Source organism: Arthrobacter sp. JDC6, from assembly GCF_056484025.1.
This window is the reverse complement of sequence record NZ_CM151278.1, coordinates 2,975,671-2,989,752: the sequence shown is the minus strand read 5'-3', so window position 1 is coordinate 2,989,752 and position 14,082 is coordinate 2,975,671. Positions and strand designations below refer to the sequence as shown.

Sequence of the window (14,082 nt, the reverse complement as noted above, 5' to 3'; positions counted from 1 at the left end):
GATTTGGATGTCCAACGGATGGTCTTTCGAAACCCGCCAGATCCATGCCGGCCAGGAGCCCGACAGTGCCACAGGAGCCCGCGCGCTCCCCATTTACCAGACCACGTCCTTCGTGTTCCCCAGCGCCGAAAGCGCAGCCAACCGCTTTGCCCTCGCCGAACTTGCACCCATCTACACCCGGATCGGCAACCCCACCCAGGATGCCGTCGAACAGCGGATCGCCAGCCTTGAGGGAGGCCTGGCCGCTTTGCTGCTGAGCTCTGGCCAGGCCGCCGAGACGTTCGCGGTGCTGAACATTGCGGAGGCGGGGGACCATATTGTGGCGAGCCCCAGTCTTTACGGCGGAACGTACAACCTGTTCGCCCACACCCTGAAGAAGTTCGGCATCTCGGTCACCTTCGTCCAGGATCCCGACAACCTGGACCAGTGGCGCGACGCCGTCCAGCCGAACACCAAGCTCTTTTTCGGTGAAGTGGTGTCCAATCCCCGCCAGGACGTCCTGGACATCGAAGGCATCTCGGAGGTGGCCCACCAGGCAGGCGTGCCACTGATCGTGGACAACACCCTGTCCACGCCCTACCTGATCCGCCCACTGGAGTGGGGTGCGGACATCGTGATCCACTCCGCCACCAAATACCTGGGCGGCCACGGCTCCGCAATTGCCGGCGTGATCGTGGACTCCGGCAAATTCGACTTCGGCAATGACCCTGAACGGTTCCCCGGCTTCAACACCCCGGACCCCACCTACAACGGCCTGGTCTACGCCCGCGACCTAGGCGCCGACGGTACACTGGGGGCCAACCTCTCCTACATCCTCAAGGCCCGCGTCCAGCTGCTGCGCGACCTTGGCTCGGCGGTTTCCCCCTTCAACGCCTTCCTGATCTCCCAGGGCCTGGAGACGCTGAGCCTGCGGGTGGAACGCCACATTGCCAACGCCACGGAAGTGGCGCGCTGGCTGGAAGGAAGGGACGACGTCGAATCCGTCGCCTACGCCGGGCTGCCCTCCAGCCCCTGGTACGAGCGTGGCCGCAAGTACGGGCCCAAGGGAACGGGCGCCGTCGTGGCCTTCAACCTTGCCGGCGGAGCGGAGGCGGGCAAGCGCTTCGTCGACGCCCTGGAGCTGCACTCCCACGTGGCCAACATCGGCGACGTCCGCTCCCTGGTCATCCACCCGGCGTCGACCACCCACAGCCAGCTCTCGCCGGAGCAGCAAGCGGTGGCCGGGGTGAATCCGGGACTGGTCCGGCTCTCTGTTGGCCTGGAGCACATCGATGACATCCTGGCCGACCTGGAAGCGGGTTTCCGCGCTGCCAAAGGCGCCCAGAGCTAAAAGCGCGCCAGGGCTGACGCCGGGAGGGCCGGCAAGCGGGGAAGTCACAACCAGTCACACTCTTGGCCTGGAGCGGGGGGTGTTTCGTACACTCGAACCAGGTCATGAGTGCCAGTGACAGCCCCGGCTTGCTGGCCGGCAACCCTCCATCCGCGGTGGGGTGCCCCGGGTGAGGACCTGGCCTGCCGGTCAGACGACGGCAGGCAAGCGCGTAGAAGAGGTCTTGCCATGACGGTTACCGTCGCCCGAACCACCATCCCCGAACACGGAATTGTCCGCTACGCCTCCATCGGAGGGCTGGAACTTGAAGCCGGGGGATACCTCCCGGACGTCACGCTGGCCTACGAAACCTGGGGCACGCTCAACGCCGACGCCAGCAACGCCATCCTGATCGAGCACGCCCTGACCGGCAGCACCCACGTGACCCGCGGTGACACGGACGAAGAAGGCTGGTGGGAACAATTGGCCGGTCCCGGCGCTCCCGTGGACACGGACAAGTTCTTCGTGGTGTCCGTCAACATCGTGGGCGGCTGCTACGGGTCCACGGGCCCGTCCTCGGCCGCCCCGGACGGAGCCCCCTGGGGCTCCCGCTTCCCCCTGGTCACCCTGCGGGACAGCACGGTGGCAGAGGCCCGGCTGGCTGACCAGCTGGGCATCAGCAGCTGGTTCGCTGTCCTGGGCGGATCCATGGGCGGCGCCCGCGCCCTTGAATGGGCAGTGACCTACCCGGAGAGGGTGCAGCGCTGCGCCGTCATCTCCGTGGGTGCCGCGAGCACGGCGGAACAGATCGCCTTCGCGCAGGCCCAGACCCTGGCCATCCGGCAGGACCCACATTTCAACGGCGGCGACTACTATGGCGGCCCCTGCCCGGAAGCCGGGCTGGCACTTGCCCGGCGCATTGCCCACATCACCTACCGGTCCGCGGCTGAACTGGAAGGCCGCTTCGGCCGGGAACCCCAGGCGCCGGAGTCGCCCCTGAAGGGTGAGGCTCTGGCCGCCCGCGGCCGCTACCAGGTGGAAAGCTACCTGGACCACCAGGGCAGCAAGCTCGTGAAGCGCTTCGACGCCAACAGCTATATCGCCCTCACCGAGGCGCTGATGAGCCATGACATCTGCCGGGGCCGCGGAACCCTGGCCGAAACCCTGGCCAGGTCCACCGCCAGGTTCTTCGTGGCCGCCGTGGATTCGGACCGGCTGTATTTCCCGTCGCAGTCCCGTGAGCTGGCCCAGGCCCTGCCGGGGGACGTGGACGTGCACGTCATCCAGGCGCCGATCGGGCACGACGGGTTCCTGACAGAGATCGGGCAGCTGGGCAGCCAGCTCCGGAGCAGCTTCCTGGCCTAGCGCCCCGCATGTGCATTCCTGCAGATGCCTTCTGCACTAATCGGCGTTGAGGTTGCACCGCAGGCAGACCATACTCAATCGAATCCGGTGCGTTCGTGGTGTGCATCACACCCGGCCGCCATTGATTGGTCCCCGTGGTGTCGACGACGACGCCGAAGGAGTTCGCATGAGTACGGAAAGCTCCGCCGCAAGGCGCACAGAGGAAACCGACGTCAAGGCTTCAGGCCTTAAGAAAGTGGTTACGGCCTCCATGGCCGGAACCGTTGTTGAGTGGTACGAGTTCTTCCTCTACGCCTCGGCTGCCACCCTGGTGTTCGGAAAGGCCTTCTTCCCCAACGCCGGCACAGAACTGGATGGCATCATCGCCGCCTTCCTCACTTATGCCGTCGGTTTCGTGGCGCGCCCCATCGGCGGCATCGTCTTTGGCCACTTCGGCGACAAGTTCGGACGCAAGAAGCTGCTGCAGCTGAGCATCATCCTGGTAGGCGTCTCCACCTTCCTCATGGGCTGCCTGCCCACGTTCCAGCAGATCGGCTACTGGGCTCCCGCACTGCTGGTGGTCCTCCGGTTCGCCCAGGGCTTTGCCGTTGGCGGCGAGTGGGGCGGCGCCGTCCTCCTCGTGGCCGAACACAGCCCCAGCAAATCCCGCGGTTTCTGGGCCAGCTGGCCACAGTCGGCAGTGCCGCTGGGAAACCTGCTTGCCACCGCCGTCTTGTTCACCCTGTCCTCCACGTTGACCCAGGACGCCTTCCTGGGGTGGGGCTGGCGCGTAGCGTTCTGGCTGTCCGCGGTGATCGTCCTGATCGGTTACTACATCCGCACCAAGGTCAATGACGCACCGATCTTCCTCGAAGCCCGCAAAGAGGTCGAAGCCGGCCACAAGGGCTACGGCGTCGCTGAGGTATTCCGGCGCTACCCCCGCGGCGTCTTCACCGCCATGGGCCTGCGCCTGGCGGAAAACATCCTGTACTACCTCGTGGTCACGTTCTCCATCACCTACCTGAAAACCGTGGTCCAGGCCGACACCACCCGCATCCTCCTCCTGCTGCTCCTTGCCCACGCCCTGCACTTCGCCGTCGTGCCCATGGTGGGCAAGCTGTCGGACCGGTTTGGCCGCAGGCCCGTCTACATGGCCGGCGCCATCATGGGGGCCACCTGGGGCTTCTTCGCCTTCCCCATGATGGACACCAAGAACGATGCCATCATCCTGGCGGCCATCATGATCGGCCTGGTGTTCCACGCCTTCATGTACGCCGGGCAGCCTGCCATCATGGCGGAAATGTTCCCCACCCGGATGCGCTACTCCGGGGTTTCCCTGGGCTACCAGGTGACGTCGATCGTTGCAGGATCCCTGGCCCCGATCATCGCCGCCTCGCTCCTGGGCGCCTACAAATCCTCCGTCCCCGTGGCGGTCTACCTGCTGATCGCCTGCGCCATTACCGCCGTCGCGGTCTACTTCCTGAAGGAAACCCGCGGCATCTCGCTGCACGACGTGGACGCCGCCGACGCCCAGGGCACCGCCGACCTCCTTGCCGCCCGCAAGAAGTAGCAGGATCCGTGAAAGCCGCCGTCCTGTACTCCACCGTTCCCGCCGCCCCCACCACGGGGGCCGGCAACGGGAAGCAGACCTACTCCGAGGCCGCTCCGCTGCTGGTGCAGGAACTGGAGCAGCCGGAGCCCCGCGCCGGTGAGCTTGGTGTTGCCATCACGTACTCCAGCCTCTGCCACTCGGACCTCTCGGTGGTGGACGGTTCCCGCGTCCGGCCGCTGCCCATGGCCTTGGGCCACGAGGCGGTGGGTCGGGTGGTGTCCGTGGGGGCCGGCGTGTCCGACGTGTCCGTCGGCGACCATGTGGTGCTGGTCTTCGTGCCGAGCTGTGGCGGGTGCCGTGCGTGCCTGGCCGGCCGGCCGGCCCTCTGCCACCGTGCAGCAGAGGTCAATGGCTCCGGCGACCTGCTGCGCGGGCCGGCACTGCTGCGGACTCCGGCAGGGGAACGGATCAACCACCACCTTGGCGTCTCGGCCTTCGCCGATTACGCAGTGGTGGCAAGGGAATCGGTGGTGGTGATCGACGACGACGTCCCGGACACGGTTGCCGCGATGTTTGGTTGCGCCGTGCTCACCGGAATGGGTGCAGTGTTGAATACCGCGGCTGTCAGTCCGGGGCAGTCCGTAGCGGTGTTCGGCCTCGGAGCCGTGGGCCTGTCAGCCGTCATGGCAGCGCGCCTCGCTGGAGCCGCCGACGTCATTGCCATCGATCCAAACCAAGGCAAGCACCAGCTGGCCCGCGACGCCGGCGCCACATCGGTGGGAACGCCGGAGGACGCGGCACGGCTGATCGCGGAAGCGTCCGGGGACGGTGTGGACGTTGCCATTGAAGCGGTGGGATCAGCAGGCGTTATCGCCTCCTGCCTGGAGCAGGTGACGCGGGGAGGCGCCGTGGTGTCGGTGGGCCTGCCCCATCCGTCCGCCCAGTTGACGGTGCCGGCCCTGCAGTTTGCCGGGGCGGGAAAACGGCTGCTGGGCTCCTACATGGGGGATGCCGTGCCGGCGCGCGACATTCCGCAGTACCTGGCGTTCTGGCGCGAAGGCAGGCTGCCGGTTGAGCTGCTGCATACTGACACCCGGCCGCTCAGCGAGATCAATGAGGGCCTGGATGCGCTGGCATCCGGGCAGGTGGTAAGGCGGCTGTTCCAGGCCTGACTTGTGCGGGGGCCTGGGTCCGCAAGAACAGCGCTTACCCCGCCAGCACCCCGGAGCGCTCCTTCATTTCCGCCTTGAGTGCCGCAATCACTGCCTGGACCGGTGCGGACCGGAGCGACTCCGGGCGGGCAACGGCCCAGATGGGGAGCTGGCGCTCAAAGTCGGCCGCCAGGACGGGCACGAAGTCCCCGCAGCCCGCCACCATGAAGTTGGGCAGCAGCCCAATGCCTGCACCCTGCCGTACCGCCTCCACCTGGGCGAACACGCTGGTGGCCTGGAAGCTCGTCCTGGGCAGCGGAAGCTGCGAGGACCAGCGCGGCCCCAGCTCCGCCACCTGGAGTGCGGACTCGACGTAGGACACAAACCCGTGCTGCCCCACGTCGTCGAGCGTTTCCGGCAGGCCATGCCGGGCGGCATACGCTGAGCTTGCGTAGAGGCGCAGGTAGTAGTTGCTCAGGAAGATTGTCTGCGCGGTGGTGACGTCCGCCCGGCCCACCACGATCTCCAGGTCCACGCCCGACCGGTTCTGGCTGACTTTCCGGGTGGCGCTGAGCATTTCGATGTTCAGCTGCGGGTTTTGCTGCTGGAGCCGCACCAGCGACGGGGTGACGAACACTGCCCCCACGCCGTCCGTCGTGGCGACGCGGACCAGGCCGGCGAGGGTGCTTTGGTCCTGGCTGATCAGGCCGGACAGCGAGCCAAGGGTACCTTCGATCGCCTCTGCCGCTTCCACGGCCGCGGCACCGAGCTGCGTCAGCTCCCAACCCTGCGGGCTGCGTTCCAAAGTCCGGCCGCCCAGTTGCCTGTCCAGGGCGAGGATGCGGCGGGAGATGGTGGTGTGGGTTGTTCCCAGCGTCTCGGCTACCGCGTTGAACCGGCCCAGGCGGGCAACGGTGAGCAGGATGAGCAGGTCGTCGGGGCTTGGCAACCGTCTCAGGTCCACTCCGGTCCTTCCTTCGATGTGCAGCAATGCACATGGCCTCTGTGATTTTTCCCCTTGATTGCACTCTAGCAGGGTGTGATCGTTGACACAGACATGCCGGCAGTACGGCTGGAATGGAAGCAAAGGAGCTTACTCGTGGCAGTTATCGGTTGGATTGGCCTGGGCAACATGGGCGGCCACATGTCCGTAAACCTGGCGAAAGCCGGGCATGATGTGCGCGGTTTCGACCTCAACCCGGCAGCCCTGGCAGCCGCTGAAGCAGGCGGCGTCAAGCGGACCGCCAGCATCGCCGAAGCGGTGGATGGTGCGGACGCCGTGTTCACCATGCTGCCCAAGGGCGAACATGCCCGTGCGGTGTATCTCGGCGGGGACGGCGTGCTGGCGCACGCGGACACCCGGACGCTGCTGATTGACTCCTCGACTATCGACGTCGCCTCCGCCCAGGAACTGCACGACGCCGCTGCTGCCGCTGGCTTCCGCTTCGTGGACGCGCCAGTGTCGGGTGGAATGAGCGGGGCGGAAGCGGGAACGCTTACTTTCATGGTTGGCGGCGAAGAGGGGGCCGTGGCGGACGCCACGGGCTACATCGGCCCCATGGCCGCCAACATCATCCCCACGGGCGGCCCCACCACGGGGCAGGCGGCCAAGATCTGCAACAACCTGATGCTTTTCATCAACCTGGCCTCCACCGCGGAGGGCGCTGTGCTCGCCGACCGGCTGGGCCTGGACAAGCAGGTCTTCTGGAACATTGCCTCTGTCTCCTCGGGCGACTCGTGGGCACTGCGGACCTGGTACCCGGTGCCCGGCGTGGTTCCTACCGCAGCCTCGAACAACGGCTTCGCGCCCACCTTCACCACAGAGCTGGCGAACAAGGACATTGGGCTGGCCATCAGCGCAGCCGAGGATACCGGCACGCCCCTGGAGATCGGCAGGCACGTCCAGCAGCTGTTCCAGCGGCTTATTGACGCCGGTGACGCCGGCAAGGACTGCTCCATGATCATCAAGCTCGTGGACGGCTCACTCGAACCCGCCAACCCGGCGCCGTCCGCCAACTAGCCCGCACCACGCAACGCAGGAAAAGAGACTCCCCGTGGAAACCATCCCGCACTACATCAACGGCACCCGCGTCAGCGACGCAGACCGCTTCGGCCCAGTGTTCAATCCCGCCACCGGTGAACAGGAGAAGCAGGTGGCGCTTGCCTCGGCGGCACGGACAGAGGAAGCCATCGCGGCTGCCCGTTCCGCGCTGCCGGCCTGGCGGGCCACCAGCCTGGCCCGGCGGACCGGCATCTTCTTCCGGGTCCGCGAAATCCTGACCCAGCGGAAGCCAGAGCTCGCAGCCATCCTCACCAGCGAGCACGGGAAGGTCCTCTCCGACGCAGAGGGCGAAATCGCCCGCGGCCTGGAGAACATCGATTTCGCCACCGGCCTGTCCCACATGCTCAAGGGCGAGCGGTCCGAGCAGGTCTCCACCGGGGTGGACGTGCACTCCGTCCGCCAGCCGGTGGGCGTCGTAGCCTGCATTACGCCGTTCAACTTTCCGGCCATGGTGCCGCTGTGGATGATCGGCAGTGCCCTGGCCTGCGGCAACACCGTGCTGCTGAAGCCCAGCGAGAAGGACCCGTCGGCCGCCGTCTTCATCGCGGAGGCCTTCGCCGAAGCGGGCCTGCCGGCCGGGGTGCTGAACGTGGTCCACGGTGACAAGGAAGCCGTGGATGTCCTGCTGGAGCACCCGGACGTCAAAGCCGTGAGTTTTGTCGGCTCCACTCCCGTTGCCCAGTCGATCTACAAGCGGGCGGCAGAACACGGCAAGCGGGTGCAGGCACTGGGCGGTGCCAAGAACCACATGGTGGTGCTTCCCGACGCCGACCTGGACATGGCTGCCGACGCTGCGGTTTCGGCCGCCTACGGGTCAGCCGGCGAACGCTGCATGGCCGTCAGCGTCCTGGTGGCCGTGGGCAACATCGCGGACGACCTGGTGAAGGCAATCTCCAGCCGCATGGCGGGTTTGAAGATCGGCCCGGGAACGGACCCCGCGTCCCAGATGGGCCCCTTGATCACCGCGGAGCACCGGGACCGCGTGGCCTCCTATGTGGCGGGGGCCGAAAATGAAGGCGCATCCGTGGTTGTGGACGGGCGCTCGCAGCAGTTCGATTCAAACGGATTCTTCATCGGCGTCAGCCTGGTGGACCACGTCAAGCCGGGCATGAAGGTGTACGACGACGAGATCTTCGGCCCGGTCCTGTCCGTGGTCCGCGTCGATACCTACGGCGACGCCGTGAAGCTGGTCAACGACAACGAGTTCGGCAACGGCACGGCCATCTTCACCCGTGACGGCGGGGCGGCCCGGCAGTTCGAGTTCGACGTCGAGGCAGGCATGGTGGGCGTCAACGTGCCAATTCCGGTGCCGGTAGGCACGTTCTCGTTCGGCGGCTGGAAGAACTCGCTGTTCGGCGACACCCACATGTACGGCCCGGACAGCATCCGGTTCTACACCCGGGGCAAGGTGGTGACCACGCGCTGGCCGGATCCCTCCACCTCGGTGATTGACCTGGGCTTCCCGCAGGTCCACTGAGCTTGACAGGAGCACTGAACGCATAAAGGAGCGCCACCGGGCAGGCCCGGTGGCGCTCCTGTTACTAGCCGTTCATGATGTCGCTGCGCCGCTTCATGTAGTCCTCCATGGACAGCTCACCGTTGGTGTACTGCTGGTCCAGTTCCGCGAGCTTGCGGGCGCGGTACCCTTGCGGTGCCGCCGGCGGCGGGGGAGTGGCCGGCGCTGGGGACTGTCCCGGCGTCGGCTCTCCGGGACGCGGCTGCTGAGACCCCTGCTGATCAAAGCCGGGCCGGCCAAAGCCTGGCTGACCAAACCCCTGTCCCTGCGGGGGACCGTAGCCGGGGTCCGGCAGAGGCTGCTGGCCGTACTGGTGGGGCAACGGCTGCGGGTCGCCCAGGGGCTGCGGCCGCTGGATACTGCGGAAGCCGCCGGAGAAGTAGTCCTGCTGGGTATAGCCGTCGCGGGGCTGGTTGCTCTGCGGCCCGGCCGAGCCTGGATACTGGCCCGGTCCCGGGTACTGGCCGGGGCCGGGATACCCGTCTTGTCCGTATTGCCCCGGGAACTGTTCAGGGAAGCGCCCGGGCAACGACTGGTCCCGGTCCCGCCGTGCCACGGACCGCCGGTACATCCGCATGGCCATGGGGACGACGAAGGACAGGACGATAATCCAGAAAAACAAGCTGCTCACGGTGCCGCGCCTCTCGAGTGTTGTCCTTCCAGCCTAACCCCGGGCGGCCTTACCGGCGGCTGGGCTCCGACGTTCCCAACGGGCCCTCACCGGCACCCAAGGGAACGCCCGGACCGAAGACGGGGCCCGGCGTCGGCCGCTTTGCCGTGATGCCGTCCCCGGAGGACTGGCGGCGCAACCGCCGCAGCACCCACGGCACGAAGTATTCGCGCGCCCACACCAGGTCCCCGCTCCTGGCCTCGCGCCAGGTCCGGGGCGGCAGGGGCTTGGGCTGCAGCGGCTCCAGGGAATGCTCAACGTTGAGCGCGTCCAGCACCATGGCCGCTATGGTGTGGTGCCCCAGCGGGGAGAAGTGCAGCCGGTCCTGGTCCCACATCTGCGGATCGCTCAACTGCCGCAGCGACCACATGTCCGCGATGATGGCGTCGTGCCGCGTTGCCACCGTCCGCAGGTTCTCGTTGTAGATGGCCACCTTGCTGCGGATCCTGCCGAGCACTGACGAGCCGGTGTCAGGTCCGTTGAACAGGACCACCGTGGCACCGCCCAGGGACAGGATCTGGACCACGGAATCGAGCTTTTCGGCCAGCACGTCCGGGTCGCCGCCCGGGCGGATGAGGTCGTTGCCGCCCGCCGACAGGGTGACCAGGTCCGGCTTCAGCTCCAGGGCAGGCGCCAGCTGCTGGTCAACGATCTGCTGCAGCAGGCGGCCGCGGACGGCCAGGTTGGCGTAGGCGAAGTCAGGCTGGGTCCTGCCCAGCTCCTCGGCCACCCTGTCGGCCCAGCCGCGGTGGCCGCCGGGGCTCGCGGGTTCGGGGTCGCCGATGCCCTCGGTGAAGGAATCGCCCATCGCCACGTAACGGGTCCACGGGTGGGATCCCGGGTGCGCGGACGGGGCCTTGATGTCACTTGCGTCAGTCACGGTCCTATCCTGCCTTCCGTTTCACTGCCTACGCGAACGTAGGTTGTTACTTGTGGGTAACTGATATGAATGGAAACCATGACTGACGCCGAAGTATTTCCTGCCCCCGTTGTCCTGTGGTCCCATCCGGAGGACCAGCGCGACGGCAAGCCGCTGCTGGTGCTCCTCCACGGCTACGGCGCCAATGAGCGGGACCTGCTCAGCCTGGCCGACCTGCTGCCCGGGGACTTCGCCGTCGCGTCCGTGCGTGCGCCGATCGCCACGGGCCCCGGCTACACCTGGTTCCCGCTCACGGCCTCCATCGAGTACTCGCTGGAGCGGGTCAAGAAGGCCTCGGCATACGTAATGGAGTGGATCGACACCATCCGGGTGGGGCATCCGTCGGTGACCCTGCTCGGCTTCTCTATGGGCATGGCCATGGCAACCACGCTCCTGCGGCAGCGGCCCACGGACTTCGCTGCCGTCGTCGGACTGTCCGGTTTCGTGGTGGACGCAGCCGGCGACCCTTCGTTCAGGGACGATGAGCTGGACGGCACCGTGCCCATGTTCTGGGGCCGGGACCAGCAGGATCCGGTGATCACCCAGGACAAGATCGAGTACACCATGGGCTGGGTCCGCAAGCACGTCAAGCTCACCAAGGTGCTCTACACCGGCATGTGGCACGGGATCAACCAGCAGGAGATCGGGCACGTGGGGGAGTTCCTCACTCACGAGGTGCTGAACAAGTAGGCGTACGACGGCGGCCGGCAGTCCCGGCGGACGTCACGTCACGCGGCCTGCACGTCCTCCGCCGGGCAGTGCGCCTGCGTTGCGTCAGTCCGTTTCGGGCGCCACTACCCGGACGCTCTGTCCGTTCACCGTGACAACGTCGCCGTTGTGCAGCTGGCGGCCGCGGCGGTCGTCGATTTCGCCGTTGACCTTGACCAGCCCGTTCTTGATGAGCTCCGCCGCCTCCACGCCGTCCTCCACGAGGTTGGCGAGCTTCAGCAGCTGGCCCAGCCGGATCATGCTGTCGCGGATGGGGACGTCGTCAATGGGGTTGCTCATAGAGCAATAATGCCTGAACTAAGGTGGATTCAATGACCTCCCCTTCCCGCCTGCCGGTGCTCGCAGGCCTGCCCCTGGCCGTGGGTTCCGGCCTTGCCATCCCAGTCCAGGGGCGCATCAACGGGGCCCTGGGCGCCCGCCTCGGTGACGGCATCGCCGCGGCGGCCGTGAGTTTCAGCACAGGCCTGCTGGTCATGATCGTGATTTCGCTGGTCCTGCCGCGCGGGCGGGCGGGGCTGGCCGGCATCCTTCCCGCGGTCCGCAAACGCGCCTTTCCACGTATCTACGTGGTGGCCGGTGCCATCGGCGCGCTGTTCGTTTTTGCCCAGTCGTTCACGGTGGGCATCCTGGGCGTGGCACTCTTCACCGTGGCCACGGTCACCGGGCAGACCGTGAGCGGCCTGCTGGTGGACCGCCTGGGAATCGGGCCGGCCGGGAAGAAATCCGTCACCGGCATCCGCATCATTGGCTGCGTCCTCACTATCGCCGCCGTCGCCTGGGCGGTTTCGCCCCGGTTCAGCGGCGCGGGGGCCGGCGGAACCGACGGTGGTCCGTCCTCCCTGCTGCTTCCCATCCTGCTGCCCGTGGCGGCTGGCTTCCTGATGAGCTTCCAGCAGGCCATGAACGGCACCGCCACCGTCCACTACGGCACACCGATCGCGGCCACCCTGGTCAACTTCGTGGCCGGCTGCATCGTGCTCTGGACAGCGCTGGCGGTGAAGCTGGCGGTGGCCGGCCCAGCCAACCCGCTGCCGTCCGAATGGTGGTACTACCTGGGCGGTCCCATGGGCTGCGTCTTCATTGGGCTCGGCGCCCTCCTGGTCCGCAGCCTTGGCGTACTGGTCACCGGGCTGGGCATGATTGCCGGCCAGCTGCTCGGCTCGCTGGCCCTGGACCTGGCGCTGCCCGCCCCGGGCACCGTCGTCGCCCCGGCCACCGTCCTCGGGACCCTGCTGACCCTCGCCGCGATCATCCTGGCAACTCTGCCGTGGCCGCGGGGCGCGCTCCGCAGGCAGCGGCCGGTACGCTAGGACACGAGCTTTTCAACGATCTTCCTTCATTCGCCCCGGCACCCTGCCCACTGTGCCTCCAGGCATACGGCGGCCGGGGCCTGACAACCCGCGGACCGCACCCAGCGGCCCTGTAGAAATTGGAGTTACCCCATGGCAGCAAAGTCCGTCCTCGACCAGGTCATTTCCCTCTCCAAGCGGAGGGGCTTCGTGTTCCAGGCCGGTGAGATCTACGGCGGCTCGCGCTCGGCCTGGGACTACGGCCCCCTGGGCGCGGAGCTGAAGGAAAACATCAAGCGCCAGTGGTGGCAGTCCATGGTCCGCGGCCGCGAAGACGTGGTGGGTCTGGACTCATCCGTCATCCTGCCCCGCCAGGTATGGGAAGCCTCCGGCCACGTAGAGGTCTTCTCCGACCCCCTGGTGGAATGCCTCTCCTGCCACAAGCGCTACCGCGCCGACCACCTCGAGGAAGAATACGAGGAAAAGAAGGGCCGGCCGGCCGAGAACGGCCTGAAGGACATTGCCTGCGCCAACTGCGGCACCCGCGGCCAGTGGACCGAACCGCAGGAGTTCTCCGGCCTGCTCAAGACCTACCTGGGCCCGGTGGCCAGCGAGGAAGGCCTGCACTACCTCCGCCCGGAAACCGCCCAGGGCATCTTCGTGAACTTCAACAACGTCCTCACCACCTCCCGGAAGAAGCCCCCGTTCGGCATCGGCCAGATCGGCAAGTCCTTCCGCAACGAGATCACGCCCGGCAACTTCATCTTCCGCACCCGTGAATTCGAACAGATGGAAATGGAGTTCTTCGTCGAGCCCGGCACCGATGAGGAATGGCACCAGTACTGGATGAAGGAGCGCATGGCCTGGTACACCGGCCTGGGCATCCGCGAGGAAAACCTGCGCTTCTTTGAGCACCCGAAAGAGAAGCTGAGCCACTACTCCAAGGGCACCACGGACATCGAATACCGCTTTGGCTTCCAGGGCTCGGAGTGGGGCGAACTCGAAGGCATCGCCAACCGCACCGACTTCGACCTCACCACGCACTCGAAGGCCTCCGGCCAGGACCTGAGCTACTTCAACCAGGCCACCAACGAGCGCTACACCCCGTACGTGATCGAGCCTGCGGCCGGGCTCACGCGCTCCTTCATGGCCTTCCTGGTGGACGCCTACACCGAGGACGAGGCCCCCAACGCCAAGGGCGGCGTGGACGTGCGCACCGTCCTGAAGCTGGACCCGCGCCTGGCCCCGGTCAAGGCCGCCGTGCTGCCGCTGAGCCGCAACGAGGACCTGTCCCCGAAGGCCAAGGACCTCGGCGCGCAGCTGCGGAAGAACTGGAACATCGACTTCGACGACGCCGGTGCCATCGGCCGCCGCTACCGCCGCCAGGACGAGATCGGCACCCCGTTCTGCATCACCGTGGACTTCGACACGCTGGAGGACCAGGCCGTCACCATCCGCGAGCGGGACACCATGAGCCAGGAGCGGGTCTCCCTGGACAAGGTGGAGGGCTACCTGGCGGCACGGCTGATCGGGGCCTGAGC

13 protein-coding genes and 1 riboswitch are annotated in these 14,082 nt (G+C 67.0%); of the genes, 9 read left to right on the top strand and 4 right to left on the bottom strand.

The window, feature by feature from the left end; translation table 11 throughout:
* The first annotated feature begins 7 nt into the window (after positions 1–7).
* From ACV095_RS13950 to ACV095_RS13935, 4 genes are all read left to right on the top strand, one after another.
* Positions 8–1,330 carry a bifunctional o-acetylhomoserine/o-acetylserine sulfhydrylase gene (locus ACV095_RS13950; protein ID WP_478222094.1) on the top strand — a complete coding sequence of 441 codons (1,323 nt, stop codon included), beginning with the start codon at positions 8–10 and terminating at the stop codon, positions 1,328–1,330.
* A 100-nt stretch (positions 1,331–1,430) separates the two neighbouring features.
* Positions 1,431–1,546, top strand: a riboswitch (SAM riboswitch).
* Between the two features lie 12 nt (positions 1,547–1,558).
* Positions 1,559–2,674, top strand: coding sequence for a homoserine O-acetyltransferase MetX (gene metX / locus ACV095_RS13945; RefSeq protein ID WP_144600399.1), 1,116 nt, complete (start codon positions 1,559–1,561; stop codon positions 2,672–2,674).
* Positions 2,675–2,840: 166 nt separating this feature from the next.
* On the top strand, positions 2,841–4,223 hold the full coding sequence (locus ACV095_RS13940; protein WP_018771618.1) for an MFS transporter: 1,383 nt from the start codon (positions 2,841–2,843) through the stop codon (positions 4,221–4,223).
* 8 nt (positions 4,224–4,231) lie between these two features.
* A complete protein-coding gene (locus tag ACV095_RS13935) occupies positions 4,232–5,377 on the top strand; it encodes a zinc-binding dehydrogenase (protein WP_144600397.1) in 1,146 nt (381 codons plus the stop codon).
* A 34-nt stretch (positions 5,378–5,411) separates the two neighbouring features.
* Here the strand turns inward: ACV095_RS13935 and ACV095_RS13930 are convergent, their stop codons facing one another.
* Positions 5,412–6,314 carry a LysR family transcriptional regulator gene (locus ACV095_RS13930; RefSeq protein ID WP_026266127.1) on the bottom strand — a complete coding sequence of 301 codons (903 nt, stop codon included), beginning with the start codon at positions 6,312–6,314 and terminating at the stop codon, positions 5,412–5,414.
* Between the two features lie 141 nt (positions 6,315–6,455).
* Between ACV095_RS13930 and mmsB the strand changes: the two genes are divergently transcribed.
* Together mmsB and ACV095_RS13920 are read left to right on the top strand one after the other, a co-directional pair.
* Positions 6,456–7,376 (top strand): 3-hydroxyisobutyrate dehydrogenase, encoded by a 921-nt coding sequence (gene mmsB, locus ACV095_RS13925; protein WP_056390018.1) that lies wholly within the window; start codon positions 6,456–6,458, stop codon positions 7,374–7,376.
* A 34-nt stretch (positions 7,377–7,410) separates the two neighbouring features.
* On the top strand, positions 7,411–8,895 hold the full coding sequence (locus tag ACV095_RS13920; RefSeq protein ID WP_018771622.1) for a CoA-acylating methylmalonate-semialdehyde dehydrogenase: 1,485 nt from the start codon (positions 7,411–7,413) through the stop codon (positions 8,893–8,895).
* Positions 8,896–8,959: 64 nt separating this feature from the next.
* On the opposite strand, the gene ACV095_RS13915 is transcribed toward ACV095_RS13920, so the two are convergent.
* Both ACV095_RS13915 and ACV095_RS13910 read right to left on the bottom strand, forming a co-directional pair.
* The gene (locus ACV095_RS13915) at positions 8,960–9,565 is read right to left on the bottom strand and encodes a hypothetical protein (protein WP_056390012.1); all 606 of its coding nucleotides are present in this window, start codon (positions 9,563–9,565) and stop codon (positions 8,960–8,962) included.
* 49 nt (positions 9,566–9,614) lie between these two features.
* Positions 9,615–10,484 carry an SGNH/GDSL hydrolase family protein gene (locus tag ACV095_RS13910; protein ID WP_018771624.1) on the bottom strand — a complete coding sequence of 290 codons (870 nt, stop codon included), beginning with the start codon at positions 10,482–10,484 and terminating at the stop codon, positions 9,615–9,617.
* A 78-nt stretch (positions 10,485–10,562) separates the two neighbouring features.
* Between ACV095_RS13910 and ACV095_RS13905 the strand changes: the two genes are divergently transcribed.
* Complete coding sequence (locus ACV095_RS13905) at positions 10,563–11,213, top strand: alpha/beta hydrolase (protein ID WP_478222093.1); 651 nt, start codon at positions 10,563–10,565, stop codon at positions 11,211–11,213.
* Positions 11,214–11,297: 84 nt separating this feature from the next.
* Here ACV095_RS13905 and ACV095_RS13900 read toward each other — a convergent pair whose 3' ends face one another.
* Complete coding sequence (locus ACV095_RS13900; protein ID WP_056390008.1) at positions 11,298–11,531, bottom strand: RNA-binding S4 domain-containing protein; 234 nt, start codon at positions 11,529–11,531, stop codon at positions 11,298–11,300.
* A gap of 32 nt (positions 11,532–11,563) precedes the next feature.
* On the opposite strand from ACV095_RS13900, the gene ACV095_RS13895 reads away from it, so the two are divergent.
* Both ACV095_RS13895 and ACV095_RS13890 read left to right on the top strand, forming a co-directional pair.
* Positions 11,564–12,562 carry a DMT family transporter gene (locus ACV095_RS13895; RefSeq protein WP_144600386.1) on the top strand — a complete coding sequence of 333 codons (999 nt, stop codon included), beginning with the start codon at positions 11,564–11,566 and terminating at the stop codon, positions 12,560–12,562.
* Positions 12,563–12,694: 132 nt separating this feature from the next.
* Positions 12,695–14,080, top strand: a complete 1,386-nt coding sequence (locus ACV095_RS13890) for a glycine--tRNA ligase (protein ID WP_018771628.1) — start codon at positions 12,695–12,697, stop codon at positions 14,078–14,080.
* The last annotated feature ends 2 nt before the right edge of the window (positions 14,081–14,082 follow it).